Origin of the sequence: Marinimicrobium sp. ARAG 43.8 (assembly GCF_050113635.1) — a bacterium.
In the GTDB taxonomy this organism is placed as follows: domain Bacteria; phylum Pseudomonadota; class Gammaproteobacteria; order Pseudomonadales; family Cellvibrionaceae; genus Marinimicrobium.
In genome coordinates this window covers 40,106-57,692 of the sequence record NZ_JBNJLT010000002.1, presented here as the reverse complement: position 1 = coordinate 57,692, position 17,587 = coordinate 40,106, and the positions used below count along the sequence as shown (strand labels likewise).

Genomic DNA, 17,587 nt, shown 5'->3' with positions numbered 1-17,587 from the left:
TTTAGTCAGGTACAGACAACACCATGATGATTTTAGGCAAAGTAATTGGCGGGGGGCTCGGCTGGTTGGTCGGCGGCCCGCTGGGCGCACTGCTCGGACTCGCGGTCGGGCACCTGTTCGATAAAGGGTATGCCCAGGTGCAGGCGGAGGGGTCGCCTGAGCGGCGGCGTGAGATAGAGCAAACGTTTTTCCAGACGGTGTTCCGCCTGAGTGGTCATTTGGCCAAGGCCGATGGCCGCGTTTCGGAAGCCGAAGTGCAGCAGACCGAAGCCTACATGATGGAGCTGGGGCTGACCGCCGAGCACCGGCGCGAGGCCATCGCCCTGTTCAAGGAAGGCACCGCCGCTGATTTCGATGTAGATGCCCAGGTGGCACGCTTTCGCGAAGTGTGTGGACGTCGGAGCAATCTGGTACGCATGCTGCTCATCTTTCTGGTGAACCTGGCGTTGGCCGATGGAGCGCTCGATCAGAGCGAGGCGACGCTGCTCAAGCGTATCGGGCAGGGTCTGGGTATTTCCCCCGCCATGTTCGAACAGCTGCTACGCATGATTCAGGCGCAAAATCAGTTTCGAGGGCAGGGGCAGGGCTACAGTGGTGGCGGCTATCAGGGGCCGACCGGTGGCCCGTCCCGGGCGGACCAGTTGCAAAGCGCCTATGATGCGTTGGGTGTTCGTCCGGAGGCCAGTGACGCGGAAATCAAAAAGGCCTATCGCAAGCTCATGAGCGAGTATCACCCGGACAAACTGATCGGTCAGGGGATGCCGGAAGATATGGTCAAGGAAGCGACCGAGCGCTCCCAGGAAATCCGCACGGCCTATGATCTCATTAAAGCCGAGCGCGGTCATTGAGCCACCGCCAGAAAGGAATGAGGGTGCCGCCCCAGATTACGAGGGTCAGTGCCAGCAATAGCGCACCGATAAACCCGAACAGGTCCGGCGCTTTCATCAGGGTGGTCATCAGAGAGTCCTGGTAGTAGAAAAACCAGGGGTGGTCGGGCGGGAAGACCCATTCGTGCAACCGGTAAAACACCGTTTTCGGTCCCAGGCTCCACAGCAGGATCGCGCCCGCCGCCAAAGTGATCGCCAGGACCAGCAAAACGCTCCGCACACGCGGTGGGCGAGGGCGGCGCCACAGTGTGTACGCACTCAATAGCACCAGCAGAACCGCGGCGATCAGGCCGGTTTGGTAGAAAAACGTCACTAGGTGCGCGACGTCCTGGAGGTGCAATACCTCCGGCGGTCGCATTAACAATGTCGGTTCCCCCTCCGGCCCGGTATAGGTGATGGACGCCAGCCCCTCGCCATCCTTTTGAATGCTGTCGGCAATCTCCCCGAACAACCGCAGGTGCTCGGCTTTATCCGTATCGCCAAAGCCGGATTTGTACCGATTTTGAGGGCCGAAGTGTTCAATATGCTCGTTGATATTCAGCGCAGGATAGGCCAGCGCAAAGCCAAAGCTCCCTTGTGCCAGCAGGTGCCAGGCCAGCAGGGCGGCGGCCAGGAAGTGGCTGATCAGCAGCAGGGGCCAGAGCAGGAAGCGCTGGAAAACGCACTGCTCAACGGCGGGCAAGCCACGGGGGCGAAGATCACGGTGGCCAAGATAACGTGTCGGCATGAGTGCGTTCCGTCCAAGAGGAATCGGTATCATGCCAAGCGCGGCGGCCGGGGGAAACCCCGCGCTGGCGATCCGTCGGGATTATGGCTGGCGGTCGTTCGGTTGTCCCAGCAATAGCGTCAAGGTTTCGGTGTAAAGGTCGGTCAGCGTGTCGAGATCCTCAGCGCGTACGCACTCATTGACCTTGTGAATGGTGTCGTTGACCGGACCGAGCTCCACCACCTGGGTTCCGGTGGGGGCGATAAATCGCCCGTCAGAGGTGCCGCCAGCGGTGGACAAGACCGGTTTCTGGCCGGTGTGCTGTGCGATGGCCTGCACCAGCGCCTCCACCAGCTCCCCTTCGGCGGTCAGAAAGGGCTGCCCGCTCAAGACCCATTGCACCTCGTAGGTCAAACCGTGACGGTCCAGAATCGCTTCGGTGCGTTCGCGTAACTGCGCTTCGGTCACTTCGGTGGAGAAGCGGAAGTTGAACACCACCTGAACGTCACCGGGAATCACGTTGGTCGCCCCGGTGCCGCCATTGATATTGGAAATCTGGAAGCTGGTGGCAGGGAAGAAGTCGTTGCCTTCGTCCCACGTTTGCGCGGCCAGCTCTGCCAGTGCCGGCGCGGCGCGATGGATGGGATTGTCCGCGAGGTGCGGGTAGGCGACGTGGCCCTGTACGCCTTTCACGGTTAACACGGCGCCGAGCGAACCGCGCCGCCCGTTCTTGATAACGTCTCCGACCCGTTCGGTGCTGGAGGGCTCACCTACAATGCACCAGTCCATTTTGATGCCTTGCTCCTCCAGCCACTCCACCACCTTCACTGTGCCGTTGACCGAAGGGCCTTCTTCATCGCTGGTAATCAGAAAGCCGATACGCCCGCGATGAGACGGGTGCGCCTCGACGAACCGCTCACACGCCACCACCATGGAGGCCAGAGAGCCCTTCATATCCGCCGCGCCGCGCCCATACAGCATGCCTCGCTCCACCACGGGCTCGAACGGCGGGTGGCGCCACTCGGTTTCCGGTCCGGTGGGTACTACATCGGTATGACCGGCAAAGGCCAGCAGGGGGCCACTGTCGCCCCGGGTGGCCCAGAAGTTGTCCACCTCGCCGAAGCGCAGGCGTTCGACGGTGAACCCGATGGCTTTCAGACGCTGAATCATCAAATCCTGGCAGCCCGCATCTTCTGGCGTCACTGAACGACGGCTGATCAGATCCTGTGCGAGTTCAAGCGTTGGCGTCATGGCGGAGTCTCTCAGTGATCGGCTTTGGGCCTTAATTGTTGGCGTGCAGGGCGTCGTTCAACTGGACGGCGGTTTTGTTGGTCACGCACTCCACCCGGCCGGTGAGGGAGTTGCGACGGAACAACAGACCGGACTGGTTGGCCAGCTCCCGCGCCTTAACGGTGTTCACTTCATTGCCCTGATCGTCGAGCACAACCACCTTGGTGCCAGCGGTGATGTACAGGCCGGACTCAATGGTGCAGCGATCCCCCAGCGGAATGCCTGTGCCGGCGTTCGCGCCCAGCAGACATTCTTTGCCGATGGAAATGATGATGTTACCACCGCCGGACAGTGTACCCATGGTGGAGCTGCCGCCGCCGAGATCGGAGCCTGACTCGACAAAGACACCCGCCGAAATACGGCCTTCGATCATGCCCGGTCCAGCGGTGCCCGCGTTAAAGTTTACGAAGCCTTCATGCATGATGGTGGTGCCTTCGCCAAGGTAGGCACCGAGCCGCACGCGCGCGGTGTGGGCGATGCGCACCCCTTGCGGCACGACGTAGTTGGTCATTTTCGGGAACTTGTCCACGCAGGCCACTTCCAGCAGATCGCCGGCCAGGCGAGCTTGCAGCTGGCGTTCTGGCAGCTCGTCGAGATCAACGGCGCCTTGATTGGTCCACGCGACATTGGGCAGGCAGCCAAACAGACCGCTGAGGTCGGTGCCGTGCGGCTTGACCAGACGGTGGGAGATCAGGTGCAGCTTCAAATAGCCTTCCGGGACGGATTGCGGGGCGCTGTCTTCCGCCAGCAGCGTGGCCACCAGTGGGCGTTTGCTGTGAATGAAGGAGCGGGCAATGTTGGCCTGCTCTTCATCGCCGGCGTCTTCCAGTGCTTCGGCCAGCGCCTGCATATTGTTCACATCCAGCTCAATGACCTGGTTGCCACCTTGATAGCCGATGGCCTGGCTGATGGCGTCCACCGTGCGTGCGGGCGGGTTCAGCAGCGGCTTGGGATAGAAAATTTCCAGCCATTCGTTGTTGAGATTCTGGGTGCCGACACCCAGACCGAGACTGTAGAGTTGGGTCATGGTCAGATCCTGTTGCAAGTGTGAAGATGCCAAGGGTTTAAATGAAAAAGGTTGTCGTCAAACGGAGTGCGGGCTGATCGGGAGCGAACTCAACCGGCCAGCAGCGCTTCATACTCCGCCGGTTTGAATCCGGTGCGTCGCACACGGCCAGTGTCCAGCAGAGGCCGCTTGATCAGTGTGGGAGTGTCCAGGATAACGGGCGTGGCATTCTCGACCGTGAGCGCATCCCGGGTGGCCGGGTCCAGCGCCTTCCAGCTGGTGCTGCGCTTGTTGACCAGATCCAGGCCGAACTCATTCAGCCAGGCGTCTACCTGTGCAGCGGTAAGACCGTCGGCACGGAAGTCGTGAAACCGGTAATCGATCCCATGATCGTCCAGCCAGCGCCGGGCTTTTTTAACGGTGTCACAATTTTTGATGCCGTAAAGCGTAATCTCAGGCATGCGCGTTCCCACTGGTATGGCGAAAAACCGACAAGTATACCAAAAAGGAGCGGCGCTGTCGGGGCGCTTCCCAGGGCCGGGTCCGGTGTGGTGTTATTCGGAAAGCGCGCGCTCCACCAGGGCGCCCATCTCCGGGGGTAACGGCAGTTGCAAAGCGGCGGCGTGACCTTCTTCCGACATCTTTTTCCAGGTTTTCTGGAGAATGTCGATCAGCTTTTCATCGTCGTGCTTTTGCGCGAAATCGTCCAGGTAAAAGCGCAGAAAAACCAGGCAGGTGACATCCTCAAGTGCCTGTACTTCGGGGTCGCGCTTTAAATGGCGCTTAATCAGCATATCTTTGATTCGCTGAATGGTGTCTGCCTCATAGCCGTGTTCGGCCATAATCTTGCCGGCGACCTCGCCGTGAAAGAGGGCGAGTTGGCTGCGCCATTTCTTGTAACCGGTGCGACCCAGGGGGTAATCGCTGCGCGGAATTTCCCAGCGCCGAATATGCTGGCATCGGGCGGCCAACTGCAACGCCTCTGTCGCCTCCGGGCGGAAAGCCGCGAGGGTTTCGCTCATGCGTCTGCCGTATAGCCATTCCTTGGGGCGGAGTGTGCCCTGGTCGTCGCTCTGGTTAGGGTCTTCGGCGTTGGCGGCATCGAAGGCGGCGAGTGTATCCTGTAAGCGGTTATCGGTCATAGGGAATTACTGCAATCGTTGGCGAATATAAATCATCAGCGCACGCGGTGCCCTGCCAGGTGTTTTAGTTGATCGAGATCGGTGATGCGCACCTCTTTGCGTTTGACGTCAATCACCTGTTGCTGTTGCAGGCGACCGAAGACCCGGCTGATGGTTTCGATGGTTAATCCGAGAAAGTTACCAATGTCGGTGCGCGACATTGGCAGTGTGAAAGACACTGGTGACAATTGGCGGCGCTCGTTGCGTTGCGAGAGGCTTAACAATAACGAGGCGACTCGCTCATCGGCGCGGCTTCGGCTGAGCAGGCTGAGCATTCTCTGGTCGTGCGTAATTTCCCGGCTCAGCAATTGAAACACATTGCGTTGCAGCGACGGAATTTTCAGACTCAGTTGTTCCACCTGGTGAAAGGGAATTTCACACACCGAGGCGGTTTCGAGCGCGACGACATTATTGGTGTAACGCTCTGTGGCGATGCCGTCCATGCCGACCAGCTCGCCAGGAAAATAAAAGCCGGTGATTTGCTCCTCCCCTTGTTCGTTCAGCGTCGAGGCCTTGACGGACCCGGAGCGAATGGCAAACAGCGAGGTGAGCTTCTGCCCGGCCCGGTAAAGGTATTCCCCCTGTTGCAGAGGACGTCCGCGCTGCACAATGCGGTTGAGTTGCTCCACATCGTCGAGGTGCAGGCTCAGGGGTAGACACAGGGTGTTTAGTCGGCAAGTACGGCACGACGCCAGCGTGTCGTGCTGGCATTCAGTGTTGCTGGCTGTGATCCGTATCATGGGGCCGCCCGTAAAGTGATTTAGGCTATATGTTACAGCTTTATGCGCCATCGTAAAGCAGGCTTTGTAGGGGCCTTTACTTGAGCGCGGCAAGAAGTATATAGTCTTTTTGTTGCTGGCCTAATGCCGCATTATTTATGGTAAGCACGTATGTGGTGAATGTATGTCCACGGGGCTGTCCTGCAAAGATTTGTCGCCTGCCTGTCGTAATACGTTTAGTGAGTCATAAGTAAGTAGTGAGTAGTGCCAGCGGGATGTCCCGCGCCCGGATCGGTGGTTTAACTGTGTAGTACCGGTGCGGATTCCATTTGACTCAGCAAAACGTAAAGGTTTTTTTATGTCCAGGAATACAGGTGTAGTTAAGTGGTTTAACGAGTCCAAGGGCTTCGGTTTTATTGAGCAGGAAGGTGGACAGGATGTGTTTGTTCACTATAGTGCAATTTCAGGCACAGGCTTTAAAACGCTGGCCGAAGGGCAAAAAGTGGAGTTTGATGTCAAGAGTGGGCAGAAAGGCCCTCAGGCCGAGAATGTAGTGGGTATGTAAGAGCCTGACGTCTTGGCGTTAAAAGCCGCGCTTCGGCGCGGCTTTTTTGTGTCCGCATTTTCTACGCATTGCTCAGTCCGGATGGTTATAGCGCAGGCTCCAGTGTCAGGCGGTACAGGCGCGACCAGTTTTTTCCGGTAACCCAGAGCGCATTGTTCTCCGCCTCATAAGCAATACCGTTTAGCACCGATTCCTGTCCTCGCGGGCGCTCCCGGCGCACCAGCGCTGTCAGATCCAGGCTGCCCACGACGTGGCCGCTGTCCGGGTCAATTTGCACCAGACGATTTTCATGCCAGATATTGGCCCAGATAAAACCCTTGATGTACTCGAGTTCATTCAAACGGTGAATCGGTTCGCCGCGCTCAGTGATCCGAAGCCGGTCTACTTCACTAAAGTCTTCCAGGGAGTGGAAGAACAGCTGGTCGGAGCCATCGGAGCGGATCAAAAGCTCGCCGTTGTCGGTCAAGCCCCAGCCTTCTCCGTCATACGTATAGTGCGTCAGCGGCTCCAGGCTTTCGGTGTCGAGCACCCACAGCGTGCGCTCCCGCCAGGTCAGCAGATAAAGGCGACCGTTCAACTCCGTCAGTCCCTCGGCGAAAAAGCGGTCATCCAGTCGGTGTTCCTGCGAAGGCGCACGGGCGTCTTCCCGGTAGACCACCACCCGGGACTGGCCGTAGCGTCCGCCGCTTTCGTAAAATAGGTTATCGTGCCGCAGAAGCCCCTGCGTAAACAGGGTTCGGTCATGGGGCAGGCTGGTTTCGAGTTTATAGTGGTATTGTGTGGGGTCCTGGCCGGCGTGGTCCGCTTCGGCGCAGGCGGTCAGCAATGCACTGAGTGCGATTAGCCACAGGCGGAAAAGAAAGGATGGAACGATTGACGCAAGTGGATCAGTCATAATGGCTTTCCAATCTGGGTGGGCCTGTTGTAAGTAGCGGCTTATAGTAAACAACGAGAGAAAAACATGAAACGTTGGCAATCGTACGTTGGATTAACCTTGCTGGGCGGGCTGATTGTGGCGCTGCCCATCGCCATTTTTATTTTCCTGCTGCGCTGGCTGCTGGGCTTGATCACGGGAATCATTGCCCCGCTGAGCCACTGGCTCTCCAGCTGGTTGCCGATGGGGGAGCGCGTGGCCGACCTGGTGGGCATTGTGCTGGTGCTGGCCCTGTTTTTCGCCATTGGCCTTTCGGTGAAAACCAGTATCGGTCGGTGGGTACACAAACGCGTTGACGACTGGCTGACTCGCTTCGCTCCCGGCTACAGCACCATTCGGGAAGTAGTGATGCAGCTGTTGGGGGGTGAGAACAATACCTCGTTGCTGCGCGGACAGGTGTGCCGTGCGTACATTATGGGCCGACAAAACCCGGTGTCGGTGACGGCGATTGTGACGGCGCGCCACAGCAATGGCGATTGCACAGTGTATGTGCCCACCGCGCCGATTCCTTCTTCGGGGTTTGTGTACCACCTGAGCGAGGACTGTGTGGATCTGTTGCCACACATCAGCGTTGAAACTGCCATGAGAACTGTGATTGCCTGCGGTAGTGGCTCGCAGGTGCTGAGCGATCCGCCGGCGGAGGAGAGCGCGGTTGCTTCGGTTGATGATGGCCGTTGATGACGGAGCTGTACCGCCTCAGCATTGATTGCGCATGAGGGCGCGAATCAGAAAACGTGCCGGGTGCAATGCTTCGAGCAGTTCCCGGTCCACGGGGGGCGGCTCACCGTCGATATGGGATGCGAGCAGTTCCGCACCGAGCGGGGTGTAACATAGCCCCCGCGACCCGTACCCGACATTGAGGTAAAGTCCCGGTTGGTATTGCCCTGGTAACGGGATATTCAACCGGGCGTCCCGGCGCAGGTCGGCATAGTCCTCGCGCATGACCTCACGATCGGGCACCGGTCCGATCAGCGGCAGGTAATCCGCCGTGGCACAGCGAAAGCCGACCCGACCTTTCCATGTTTCAATATCAATGGTCTCAATATCAATGGTCCCGATATCGGGATTGATCCAGCTCGAACCGAGCACCTCTCCAAAGACCGACAGTTGTTTCAGGTTGGCCCGGTGCCCTTCGGCGGTCACGTCGGTGTGTGTCTCGTGCAGGTCGAACGTCGCACCAACGCAATGTCGTTCCTCATGCGCCGGGGCGATGTAGCCCTCGCTGCATAAAGCCGTGGCCAGTGTACGGGTAACCGCTGTCGATGGCACCTGGCTGATTTGTCCGCGAATGGCCTTTAGCGGCAGTGCCTCGACAAAGCGGCTGGCGGCGTACGCATTGGCAAGCACGGCGACGGTGGCGTCTGCCAGGCGGTGGCCCTGTGAATCGCGGGCTTGCCATTGGTTGTGCTCGTGCGTCAGTGCGTGTACGTCCACGCCGGTGATCACTTGAATATTCGGGTGGTTCAGCAGCGCCCGGCAGATGGCGGGAGGATTAAGCCATCCAGCGTCGGGGAAAAACAGCCCACCACTGGCCAGAGGGACGTCCGCCTGCGCGCTGGCTTCCTCGGCGGTCATCGGTATCAGCAGGTCGGGAGCAGCGGCGAAGCGTTGGGCTATCGCGGCTTGCTGTCGTTGCTCCCGATCATTCGAGGGTACCTGTAACAATCCGCAAGCGGCGCCAAAGTGTTCGCCCGAGGCCGGGGTTTGTTGCCAGAAATCGGTGTAGTGGCGTTGTGCATAACACAGGCTGACCAGATTCCAGCGCGACAGAGGCGAATCCTGCGCGGACAATTTGGCGTACAGCAGCCCCTGTGGGTTGCCCGACGCTTCGGTGGCAGGGGCGGGGTTACGTTCCAGCACTGTTACCCGCCAGCCGCGATGGGCCAGTGATCGTGCGCTGTGGCAACCCGCGAGCCCGGCGCCGATGACCATGGCGGTGCGCGGCGCGGCAGCGGGGTGACGGCTTTTCGTCGACGGTATGGCCCACGGCAACGGTGGGCGCCTGGGTAAACGGTGCGGGGTGGTCGGGGCGTTGGCCGCTGGCGCGAACTGCGCGACAATCATTTCCCGTTTGCGCCCGAACCCCGCGACTTTGTTCACCTGAAAACCAGCGGCTTGCAGCCCGCGCCGTACGAGGCCAGCGGCGGTGAAGGTGGCCAGTGTGGTGTGGCTGCCACTGAGCGCGGCGAGGGTGTCAAACAGGGCCTCTGTCCACATGTCGGCGTTTTTGGCCGGGGCGAAACCGTCCAGAAACCAGGCGTCCACACGCCAACCCTGGTGGCGGAAAGCGGGATGCAGACTGGTTCGGGCTTTGGTCAGCCCAGTGCAGGCTTCGTCGAAGATCAGCGTCACTTTCACTCGTCCACCGTCCAGGTTAAGACGGTGGAAGCCGGGGCCAGCGACGGGGGGATACTGTTGGATCAACTGACGCGTCAGGTCGTCCAGCTCCGGCCAGAGCGACAGCGCGCGGATTAGGTCCTCGCGGCTCAGCGGGTATTTATCGACGCTGATAACGTGCAAGGTCGCATCGGAGGGGGCGGTTTGTCGCCATAGATGCCAGGCGGCGAGGACATTCAGACCGGAGCCGAAGCCGGTTTCACCGATCACGAAATGGCGTGCGTCGGGGGGCAGCGCGCTCAGGGCGGCGAAGCGTTCCGCCAGTTGATTGTGGTGAAGAAAGACGTGGCGGGTTTCCGCCAGACCATCGGCTCTTGAGAAATACACATCTTCAAATTGCCGGGAATTGGGTTGGCCCTGCGCGTCCCAGGTCAGTTCGGCGGTTTGGATGTACTTCTCTGCTGAATCGTCGAGACCGGATTCACTCACAAACCGAATTCCCGCACAATTTGGGTGCACCACTGACGAATGCGCTCATCGGTATTTTGAAATTCGTTTTCCTCATCCAGAGCCAGTCCGACAAACTGGTCGCCCTCGGGCGTCAGAGCTTTCGACGCTTCGAATTCGTAGCCGTCGCGCGGCCAGTAGCCGACCGCCCGGGCGCCGCGAGCCAGCAACTGCGCGTGCAGGTAGCCCATGGCGTCCAGAAACCACTCGGGGTAGCCCACCTGATCGCCCAGACCGTAGAGCGCCACCGCCTTGCCAGTCAGGTCCAGGTCGTCCAGTTCCTCCCAGATTTCTTCCCAGTCCTCTTGCAGCTCGCCGTAATCCCAGGTGGGAATGCCGAAAATCAGGTGGTCGTAAAACTGGGCGGTAATGATTGGTGTCTCGGCAATGTTGAAGATATCCACCCGGTCTTCGCCGAGCTCGGCGCGAATTTTTTCGCCGGCCATTTCGGTATAACAGGTGGAGCTGCCGTAGAACAGACCAATGGGGGCACGGTTCATGCGGCGTCCTCCGGCAATTGGGTTGCCCAGTTCGCCACCCAGTCTTCCGTCAGTGGCTCGGGGTCGTCGCCGCTGCTCGCATCGAGTACCAGTGGTTCGCCAATGCGTTGTGCGCCCAGGTCGGCAAAGGCATCGTCCATGGCCTGCCCGGCTTCTCCAAAGGTGGTATAGCTGCTGTCGCCGAGATTGATTAAACCATAAAGGCGTCCCGCAATCGGAGGAAACTCCCGGGTGAGCTGAACGTATAACGGTTGCAGGTTATCGGGTAAGTCACCGGAGCCGGTGTTGGATGTGCAGATTAGCAGCACCTCCTCCGGTGAACGCAACAGGTCGTCCAATTGGGCGAAGCGGTTGACGGTTACCTGGTGGCCCAGGGTTTGTAGCCGCTCGGCGGCCAGGTCGGCGATACGCTCGGCGGTGCCGGTGACACTGCCGACCAGAATCTGGATATGACTCATGAATGTGTACCTTCTCGTGGATACGCGCATGATATCAGGCCGTTTCCGCGCCTGTTAACACGGCTGGCCTCTGGCATGGGTGGTTTCAACGAACGTGCCCGGGATAGCCGAGCTGGCGCCAGGCTTCGTACACCACAACGGAAACGGCGTTGGAGAGGTTCATGCTGCGGCTGTCCGGTGCCATGGGGATGCGTAGCAGCCGGTCCGGCCCCAGCTGGTCCCGGCGCTCGGGCGGCAGCCCGCGGGTCTCGGGGCCGAACAGCAGATAGTCGCCGTGTTGAAAATGGATGTCGCTATGATGCTGATCGCCCTTGGTGCTGAGTCCAAACAGCCGCTCGGGTCTCTCCGAGGCTTCGAAGGCCGCCCAGTCGGCATGGGTCTTCACGTCGCGCCACTCACCGTAGTCCAGCCCTGCCCGCCTCAGGCGTTTGTCATCCAGGGCAAAGCCTAGGGGCTCAATGAGATGAAGCTGGCAGCCGGTGTTGGCGGCCAGGCGAATGATGTTGCCGGTATTGGGTGGGATTTCAGGCTCATAAAGAACGATATGAAACATTGGCTTTCAGCTTGTTTGTGGTCTATAAACGGGCACCCGTCACGGAGAAATTCGCTAAGGTTTGACGGATTTTAAACTTAATTGTGGGGGTAATATTCGTCCAGCCGGATATCCATCGCCAGCTCATCCGCAATCGCATCCAGTTCATCCTGAAGTTCATCCATATCCGCTGAGGTGGGAACTTCAACGATGCCATTCGCCTGAAACAGGGGTTCGCCCGACCATGGCATGCTGGAGCAATCGGTCTCCAGCTCTCCCATATTGATCTGCCGCTCGGCAAACGCCTGGGCAATTTCATACACAATGCCTGCGCGGTCTGCCCCAGCCACGGTAAAGCGGAAGGCTCTGAAGCCCGTGCGCTCTCCGGCTTCGGCGGTTTCAACCATCAGCTTCAGGCCCTCGCCGGCCAGCGCGTTTAGCGCGTCGGTCAGTGCCGAGCGCTGCGCATCAGGCACCGCAACCTGTACAATACCGGCAAATTTCCCGGCGAGGTGTGACAGGCGGCTCTCCAGCCAGTTGCCCTCGTGCTGCTGGATAATGTGCGCCAGCCGCTCCACAATGCCCGGTTTGTCGTCGCTGATCAGCGTCAGAATCAGATAGTGTTGCATTGTTATCATCCACTCAACAGGGTTGTGCCACCATTGTGGCCCAAGCCATTTTAAAAGTCAGCTCATGATCATTCCATACCAACAGTTATCCGCCGATGCGCTGCGCGGATTGATTGAAGAGTTCATCACGCGTGAGGGCACCGATTACGGCTGGGAAGAAACCAGTCTTGAGCGGAAAGTCCAGCAGGTGCATACGCAAGTCGAACGCGGCGAGGTCGTGATTGTATTCGATCACGCGAGTGAAACCGTCAGTTTACTGACCCGTGAGCAGGCGCGGGACATACCGGATGATTGATTGGCTAAAAAACACCTCGGCGCAGCCTGTGGCCCGCCTGGTACTCGCCCACGGAGCTGGCGCGCCGATGGACAGCGAGTTTATGAACGTGATGGCTGAAGGCTTGTGTGAGCGGCGCCTCGACATCTGGCGGTTCGAGTTTCCCTACATGGCGGAACGGCGGCGAGGGGGCACAAAGCGGCCCCCGAACCGGCAGCCCGAGCTACTGGCCTGCTGGCGCGATGCTCTGGCTGAGGCCGCCGATACCGGTGTCCCGTTATTGGTGGGCGGCAAATCCTTGGGCGGGCGTATGGCCAGCCTGGTGGCAAACGAGGCGCCAGTGCGCGGGCTGGTGTGTCTGGGTTATCCATTCCACCCGGCGGGCAAGCCGGAAAACACACGACTGAAGCCCTTGCAGGCATTGAGCGCGCCGACGTTGATTGTGCAGGGCACCCGCGATGCGTTGGGCAGCCGTGAGGATGTGGCTGGCTATGAACTACCGGCCCACCTGGAATTTCAATGGCTGGAGGACGGCGATCATGACTTCAAGCCGCGTGTGCGTTCCGGTTATCGGCAGCGCGAGCACTGGCAAAGGGCGGTTGAGGTCGTAGCGCAATGGTCCCGGTCAATCGTCGAGGAGGCGTCTTGAATCATTTGTTTTTGCATTGTCGCCCCGGTTTCGAGAAGGAGTGTGCGGCGGAAATCCAGGACGTCGCCGCTGGCGCCGGTTTTTATGGGTTCGTTAAAGCGAAGGACGATCAGGCGCATGTGGTTTATGTCACTCATGAGCCGGACGGGGCCCTGGCGCTGGTGGAGCGAATTGACTTCAGCCGATTGATCTTCGCTCGCCAATGGTTTGTGACCTCCGCGGCGTTGACGGACTTGCCGCCCGAAGACCGGGTGGGGCCGTTGGTGGCCGCCGCCGAGACATTTCCTCCAGCGCAATTCCTGATGGTGGAAACCCCGGACACCAATCACGGCAAAGCGCTGTCCACGTTGGGCAAAAAACTGACACCGCCGCTGCTGTCGGCGCTCAAACGTAACGGTCATTGGCGCAATGGTAGTCCGTGGTATTGGCACTTGTTGCTGTTGTCGGGACAGTGTATGCACCTGGGAATCAGCCCGGCCCGTAATCGTGCTGCCTGGCCGATGGGCATTCCCCGGTTGCGTCAGCCCAAATCCGCCCCGAGCCGGGCGACGCTGAAACTGGAAGAGGCCTGGCATCACTTTATTCCCGCCAATGAGTGGGACACCCGTCTCGCAGGCGGGCAGCGTGCGGTGGATTTGGGGGCGGCACCCGGTGGCTGGACCTGGCAACTGGTTCAGCGTGGCTTTTTTGTGGATGCCGTAGACAATGGCCCGATGGATGACGCGCTCATGGAGTCGGGGCAGGTGACGCACTGGCGGGAAGACGGGTTTGTATTCGAACCCAAAAAAGCGGTGGACTGGCTGGTGTGTGACATTGCCGACAAACCCGCTCGGGTCGCCTCCATGATCGCTTACTGGGTAAAAATGGGCTGGTGTCGCGAGGCGATTTTTAACCTCAAGTTACCCATGAAGCAGCGTTACGCCGAAGTGTGCAAACTGCGTGACCGGATGTATGAGCAATGCGAAGAGGCTGGGGTGTCAGTCACGCTGTCCTTCAAACAGCTCTATCATGATCGCGAGGAAGTGACGGGGCATATCCGGCGATTGACGCCTCGTTAAATCGGACTTTTCTCCAGCAAGGTGATTTTTTCGAAATCGGCGAGAGTGGGGTTCAACTGATTCATGGTTTCATAGCGTGAATCGCTGTAGTACCAGCGTTTCCAGTCGTGCAGAGAGCGCCACTTGGAGATCAGGTAGTGGTGGTTGGGGCGTTGGAGATCGCGCAGGGTTTCGCCACTGAGGAAACCTTCCGCTTCATACGCACGCTTTAACGCGTGGCGAGCGGCCACTTCGTAAGTGCTTTCCATGCCATCGGCGATTTGTCGTTCTACAAGCACGTAAATCATGAACTTATCCAGAGCTGTTTTTATGAAAGCGGGCGGTTGTTTTTATTCTAGAGGCTTTTCGTCGCGTTTGCATTATTGCTTTAACGGATATGAACGAACGTTGGGCGCTGCCGTCTCTTCGCGCTATCATTGACAGTGTAACGTCGTACGCATGGGTAGAGGAGTGGGCATCGTGGAAGAGCGGGAAAGCGTGACAGAACAGGATAGACCGCCAAAGGCGGACAAGCAGTTGGACGCGCGAGGTCTGACCTGCCCGGAACCGGTGATGCTGTTGCACCGGACGGTGCGCGAGGTCAGTGCGGGACAGCTGATCGACATGGTGGCCACGGACCCTTCCACGACTCGTGATGTGCCGAAATTCTGCCATTTTCTCGGGCACGAGCTGGTCTGGGAGGGGCGGCACACTATTCAAGCCACGGACAACACGGCATCCACGGACGTTCAGGAATACCGTTACATTATTCGCAAGAGTGACTGATTCGCAAGAGTGAGTGGCCCGGCGCCATGAGCCGGGCCATCGCTTAATAACCGTCCACCAGCAGGGAGATGGCGGCGAGTGCTTCCGGATCTTCCGCCTTGATTTTATTGGCGATCTGGTGCTGGAAAAAATAGCGGAACTGCTCGCTTGCCTGAGCGGGGTACAAGCAGTCGTCCCCGGGCAGCACCGGTGTGCTCACCACTTTTTGGGCGTCGGTCAACATGCCGTACAGCTGCCCATTGTTGAGCAGGCGCCAGCTCACCACTTCCACCAGGTTCAGTTTGTTGGACTGTTCCGTCGCCAGTACCGCGTGGGTGCCGAGCGTATCGGGCAATTCCTGCACCACGTCATCGTCGTGATCACATTGCAATTCGTAATATTCGGCTGCCGTTTCCAGCTCCACGACTTTGTGCATGGGAGCGTCGAAAAACACCTCGTCAATGCCCGGGTCGTAATAACCTTCCCACTGGCCATTGAGCGGATCGCAAATATCCGGGCAGGCGACAATGTCGTTGAGCCAGGGCACCAGCCCGACCACTTCACCATTGGCACGCAGCCCCCAGCACAGCACTTTCAGGCTGAACAGGCGGTCATCCGTGGTATCGTTGGAATACAGCATTTCCAGCCCATCCAGCTCCGGGGAGAGGCGGATAAAGCGCTGATCATGCAGTTCGGCGAGGGACTTTCCGGTGAAGAGGTCCACCACGTTCTCTGAGTTGTGGCGAGACGATGACGTCTTCATAATACACCCCCTGGCTGAGGCTGGGGCTAACGACGCTAGCCCGGAGACACCGGTGGGTTGGTCGGTGTCCCGTCTGGAGCACCGGCGGATTCCACCGCCACCTGCCTCTAAAGTATAGGTTATAACACTAAAGCACAACACCTAGTGGTGAAAATCTTTGTTTTCGCTAATTTGTTTTCGCTAAAGGGATGGACCCTCTAGCAGTTTTGGGAGTTCCATGTTCAACGATGTTGATACGATCAGACCATTTGATCGCTTACACGGCGTACCGTGCCGGGGCCACGACAGCGGGGATTTGATGGTGCTGTTCGACCGCACCTTTTTGCGCCCGTATCGCACCTGTTTGCGCGGTGGCGCCGACGAGCCTCTGTATGAGCCTGCTCAGGGCCGGGACGATGTGCACACGATCTGGTTCACCCGCGATTATTTTGCCAGTGCCCTGCACGAAGTGGCGCACTGGTGCGTGGCGGGCCCGGCCCGGCGGCAGCAGCGGGATTATGGCTACTGGTACGCACCGGATGGTCGCACGAGTGATCAGCAGGCGGAGTTCGAGCGGGTGGAGGTCAAGCCTCAATCTCTGGAGTGGTTGTTTTCCGAAGCCGCAGGCTGGCGCTTTCGGCCCAGTGCCGACAATCTGGAGGCGGAGCTGGGTCCAAGCCCCGCGTTTTGCCAGGCCATTGTCGAGCAAGTGCATGCTTATTGCCGTCGGGGCGTGAACGCCCGGGCTGAGGCCTTTCTCGCATCGTTGTCGGCATTTTACGGCACGGCCCGGGATGTGCGGTCTCTGCTGAGTCCTGAACGCTTCGCTGGGGATGTGGTGGCATGAATGAGTCCCCCATCTGTCTGATCGATGCGTCCATCTATATTTTTCGCTATTACTTCTCCCTGCCAGATCACTGGACCAGCCGGCACGAAGGGTACGGCACGGGAGCCGTGTACGGCTACAGCACTTTTTTATTGCGTCTGCTGGAGGAAGAGCGACCGAGGCACCTGGCGGCGTGTTACGACGAAAGCCTCGGCCAGTGTTTCCGCAATGATCTGTACCCGAACTACAAAATCAGTCGACCTCACCCGGACGAGGCGCTGGCCTTCCAGCTGGCGGCCTGCCGCCGGTTTGGAGACATTATTGGTATTGCCAGTTTTGCCAGTGCCACGCACGAAGCGGATGACCTGCTTGGCTCGTTGGCCCGCCCGCTGCGCGAGAGCCCATATCCGCTGGCGATCCTGACGCGAGACAAGGATCTGGGGCAGTTGTTGCGTCGTCCCCAGGACTATTTATGGGATCACGCGGCTGATCGGCGCTCCTACGCGCCGGATGTCGAGGCCAAGCTCGGCATTCGTCCAGACCAGTTGGTGGATTATCTGGCCCTAGTGGGCGACAGCATTGATGATATTCCCGGCGTGCCGGGTGTCGGACCCAAGACCGCCTCCGCGCTGCTGACCCATTTTCAGACGCTGGACCAGTTATGGGACCGTTTGGACGAGGTCGCCACGCTCCCGATCCGGGGGGCAAAATCGTTGGCGGCCAAGCTGGAAAAGCACCGGGAGCAGGTGGCGGTGGCCCGGCAGCTGGCCACCATCGTGGAGGACTTGCCTCTGGATGTTACCCTGAACGACCTGCGCCCCGGGCCGGTGGACTGGTGGGCGCTGGAAGAATTCGCGGCGGACATGGGGTTTGGTGATGGTTTTATCAGCCGCTCCCGCCGGATACTGGATGGCTATTGATGCCCTCGGTTCTGCGCATTGCCAGTTGGCTTCTCGGGGGCATCGTTATATCTGGAAGGCGGTATCTTCCGGTATACTCCCGCTTTGGGCTTTGAAGGCCCTGTACTGCGCCGTTTGATCCAT

General features: G+C 59.2%; 23 protein-coding genes. 9 read left to right on the top strand and 14 right to left on the bottom strand.

The genetic code is table 11. From position 1 onward, the window contains the following. The first annotated feature begins 23 nt into the window (after positions 1–23). Complete coding sequence (djlA, locus tag ACQCLF_RS05495; RefSeq protein ID WP_426985299.1) at positions 24–848, top strand: co-chaperone DjlA; 825 nt, start codon at positions 24–26, stop codon at positions 846–848. Here the strand turns inward: djlA and ACQCLF_RS05490 are convergent. The 6 genes from ACQCLF_RS05490 to fnr form a co-directional block, all read right to left on the bottom strand. Then, entirely contained in the window at positions 826–1,614 is a 789-nt protein-coding gene (locus ACQCLF_RS05490; RefSeq protein ID WP_426985298.1) for a DUF1461 domain-containing protein, read from the bottom strand. The genes djlA and ACQCLF_RS05490 overlap by 23 nt on opposite strands. Positions 1,615–1,695: 81 nt before the next feature. Next, a complete protein-coding gene (gene dapE / locus ACQCLF_RS05485; protein ID WP_426985297.1) occupies positions 1,696–2,844 on the bottom strand; it encodes a succinyl-diaminopimelate desuccinylase in 1,149 nt (382 codons plus the stop codon). Between the two features lie 31 nt (positions 2,845–2,875). Continuing rightward, positions 2,876–3,910 (bottom strand): 2,3,4,5-tetrahydropyridine-2,6-dicarboxylate N-succinyltransferase, encoded by a 1,035-nt coding sequence (gene dapD / locus ACQCLF_RS05480; protein ID WP_426985296.1) that lies wholly within the window; start codon positions 3,908–3,910, stop codon positions 2,876–2,878. A gap of 89 nt (positions 3,911–3,999) precedes the next feature. Beyond that, positions 4,000–4,350 (bottom strand): arsenate reductase, encoded by a 351-nt coding sequence (locus ACQCLF_RS05475; protein ID WP_426985295.1) that lies wholly within the window; start codon positions 4,348–4,350, stop codon positions 4,000–4,002. Positions 4,351–4,443: 93 nt separating this feature from the next. Then, on the bottom strand, positions 4,444–5,031 hold the full coding sequence (locus ACQCLF_RS05470) for a DUF4202 domain-containing protein (RefSeq protein WP_426985294.1): 588 nt from the start codon (positions 5,029–5,031) through the stop codon (positions 4,444–4,446). 35 nt (positions 5,032–5,066) lie between these two features. Further along, the gene (gene fnr, locus ACQCLF_RS05465; RefSeq protein WP_426985293.1) at positions 5,067–5,810 is read right to left on the bottom strand and encodes a fumarate/nitrate reduction transcriptional regulator Fnr; all 744 of its coding nucleotides are present in this window, start codon (positions 5,808–5,810) and stop codon (positions 5,067–5,069) included. A 337-nt stretch (positions 5,811–6,147) separates the two neighbouring features. Between fnr and ACQCLF_RS05460 the strand changes: the two genes are divergently transcribed. Next, positions 6,148–6,354 carry a cold-shock protein gene (locus ACQCLF_RS05460; protein ID WP_426985292.1) on the top strand — a complete coding sequence of 69 codons (207 nt, stop codon included), beginning with the start codon at positions 6,148–6,150 and terminating at the stop codon, positions 6,352–6,354. Between the two features lie 85 nt (positions 6,355–6,439). Here the strand turns inward: ACQCLF_RS05460 and ACQCLF_RS05455 are convergent, their stop codons facing one another. Continuing rightward, complete coding sequence (locus ACQCLF_RS05455; protein ID WP_426985291.1) at positions 6,440–7,249, bottom strand: glutaminyl-peptide cyclotransferase; 810 nt, start codon at positions 7,247–7,249, stop codon at positions 6,440–6,442. Between the two features lie 66 nt (positions 7,250–7,315). Between ACQCLF_RS05455 and ACQCLF_RS05450 the strand changes: the two genes are divergently transcribed. After that, the gene (locus ACQCLF_RS05450; RefSeq protein WP_426985290.1) at positions 7,316–7,966 is read left to right on the top strand and encodes a DUF502 domain-containing protein; all 651 of its coding nucleotides are present in this window, start codon (positions 7,316–7,318) and stop codon (positions 7,964–7,966) included. Between the two features lie 18 nt (positions 7,967–7,984). Here the strand turns inward: ACQCLF_RS05450 and mnmC are convergent, their stop codons facing one another. The 5 genes from mnmC to ACQCLF_RS05425 all read right to left on the bottom strand — a co-directional run bounded on the left by mnmC (position 7,985) and on the right by ACQCLF_RS05425 (position 12,251). Continuing rightward, positions 7,985–10,114, bottom strand: a complete 2,130-nt coding sequence (mnmC, locus tag ACQCLF_RS05445) for a bifunctional tRNA (5-methylaminomethyl-2-thiouridine)(34)-methyltransferase MnmD/FAD-dependent 5-carboxymethylaminomethyl-2-thiouridine(34) oxidoreductase MnmC (RefSeq protein ID WP_426985289.1) — start codon at positions 10,112–10,114, stop codon at positions 7,985–7,987. After that, positions 10,111–10,632 (bottom strand): flavodoxin FldB, encoded by a 522-nt coding sequence (gene fldB / locus ACQCLF_RS05440; RefSeq protein ID WP_426985288.1) that lies wholly within the window; start codon positions 10,630–10,632, stop codon positions 10,111–10,113. Before fldB ends, mnmC begins: the two co-directional genes overlap by 4 nt. Further along, a complete protein-coding gene (locus ACQCLF_RS05435; protein ID WP_426985287.1) occupies positions 10,629–11,090 on the bottom strand; it encodes a flavodoxin domain-containing protein in 462 nt (153 codons plus the stop codon). The genes fldB and ACQCLF_RS05435 overlap by 4 nt, the downstream gene beginning before the upstream one ends. Before the next feature lie 85 nt (positions 11,091–11,175). After that, the gene (gene trmL / locus ACQCLF_RS05430) at positions 11,176–11,643 is read right to left on the bottom strand and encodes a tRNA (uridine(34)/cytosine(34)/5-carboxymethylaminomethyluridine(34)-2'-O)-methyltransferase TrmL (protein ID WP_426985286.1); all 468 of its coding nucleotides are present in this window, start codon (positions 11,641–11,643) and stop codon (positions 11,176–11,178) included. 77 nt (positions 11,644–11,720) lie between these two features. Then, complete coding sequence (locus ACQCLF_RS05425; protein ID WP_426985285.1) at positions 11,721–12,251, bottom strand: glycine cleavage system protein R; 531 nt, start codon at positions 12,249–12,251, stop codon at positions 11,721–11,723. 64 nt (positions 12,252–12,315) lie between these two features. On the opposite strand from ACQCLF_RS05425, the gene ACQCLF_RS05420 reads away from it, so the two are divergent. Genes ACQCLF_RS05420 through rlmM form a run of 3 tightly spaced genes read left to right on the top strand, consistent with a single transcriptional unit; the run spans position 12,316 to position 14,232 of the window. Next, positions 12,316–12,546 carry a YheU family protein gene (locus ACQCLF_RS05420; protein WP_426985284.1) on the top strand — a complete coding sequence of 77 codons (231 nt, stop codon included), beginning with the start codon at positions 12,316–12,318 and terminating at the stop codon, positions 12,544–12,546. Then, positions 12,539–13,174, top strand: coding sequence for an alpha/beta family hydrolase (locus ACQCLF_RS05415; RefSeq protein WP_426985283.1), 636 nt, complete (start codon positions 12,539–12,541; stop codon positions 13,172–13,174). Before ACQCLF_RS05420 ends, ACQCLF_RS05415 begins: the two co-directional genes overlap by 8 nt. Further along, complete coding sequence (gene rlmM / locus ACQCLF_RS05410) at positions 13,171–14,232, top strand: 23S rRNA (cytidine(2498)-2'-O)-methyltransferase RlmM (protein ID WP_426985282.1); 1,062 nt, start codon at positions 13,171–13,173, stop codon at positions 14,230–14,232. The genes ACQCLF_RS05415 and rlmM overlap by 4 nt, the downstream gene beginning before the upstream one ends. On the opposite strand, the gene ACQCLF_RS05405 is transcribed toward rlmM, so the two are convergent. Then, the gene (locus ACQCLF_RS05405; protein ID WP_426985281.1) at positions 14,229–14,519 is read right to left on the bottom strand and encodes an antibiotic biosynthesis monooxygenase family protein; all 291 of its coding nucleotides are present in this window, start codon (positions 14,517–14,519) and stop codon (positions 14,229–14,231) included. The two genes, rlmM and ACQCLF_RS05405, sit on opposite strands and share 4 nt — an antisense overlap. A 151-nt stretch (positions 14,520–14,670) precedes the next feature. On the opposite strand from ACQCLF_RS05405, the gene tusA reads away from it, so the two are divergent. Then, positions 14,671–14,997, top strand: coding sequence for a sulfurtransferase TusA (gene tusA, locus ACQCLF_RS05400; protein ID WP_426985280.1), 327 nt, complete (start codon positions 14,671–14,673; stop codon positions 14,995–14,997). 43 nt (positions 14,998–15,040) lie between these two features. On the opposite strand, the gene ACQCLF_RS05395 is transcribed toward tusA, so the two are convergent. Then, complete coding sequence (locus ACQCLF_RS05395; protein ID WP_426985279.1) at positions 15,041–15,739, bottom strand: hypothetical protein; 699 nt, start codon at positions 15,737–15,739, stop codon at positions 15,041–15,043. A gap of 217 nt (positions 15,740–15,956) precedes the next feature. On the opposite strand from ACQCLF_RS05395, the gene ACQCLF_RS05390 reads away from it, so the two are divergent. Together ACQCLF_RS05390 and ACQCLF_RS05385 are read left to right on the top strand one after the other, a co-directional pair. Beyond that, positions 15,957–16,565, top strand: a complete 609-nt coding sequence (locus tag ACQCLF_RS05390) for an elongation factor P hydroxylase (RefSeq protein ID WP_426985278.1) — start codon at positions 15,957–15,959, stop codon at positions 16,563–16,565. Beyond that, the gene (locus tag ACQCLF_RS05385) at positions 16,562–17,464 is read left to right on the top strand and encodes a 5'-3' exonuclease (RefSeq protein ID WP_426985277.1); all 903 of its coding nucleotides are present in this window, start codon (positions 16,562–16,564) and stop codon (positions 17,462–17,464) included. Before ACQCLF_RS05390 ends, ACQCLF_RS05385 begins: the two co-directional genes overlap by 4 nt. Positions 17,465–17,587 lie beyond the last annotated feature (123 nt).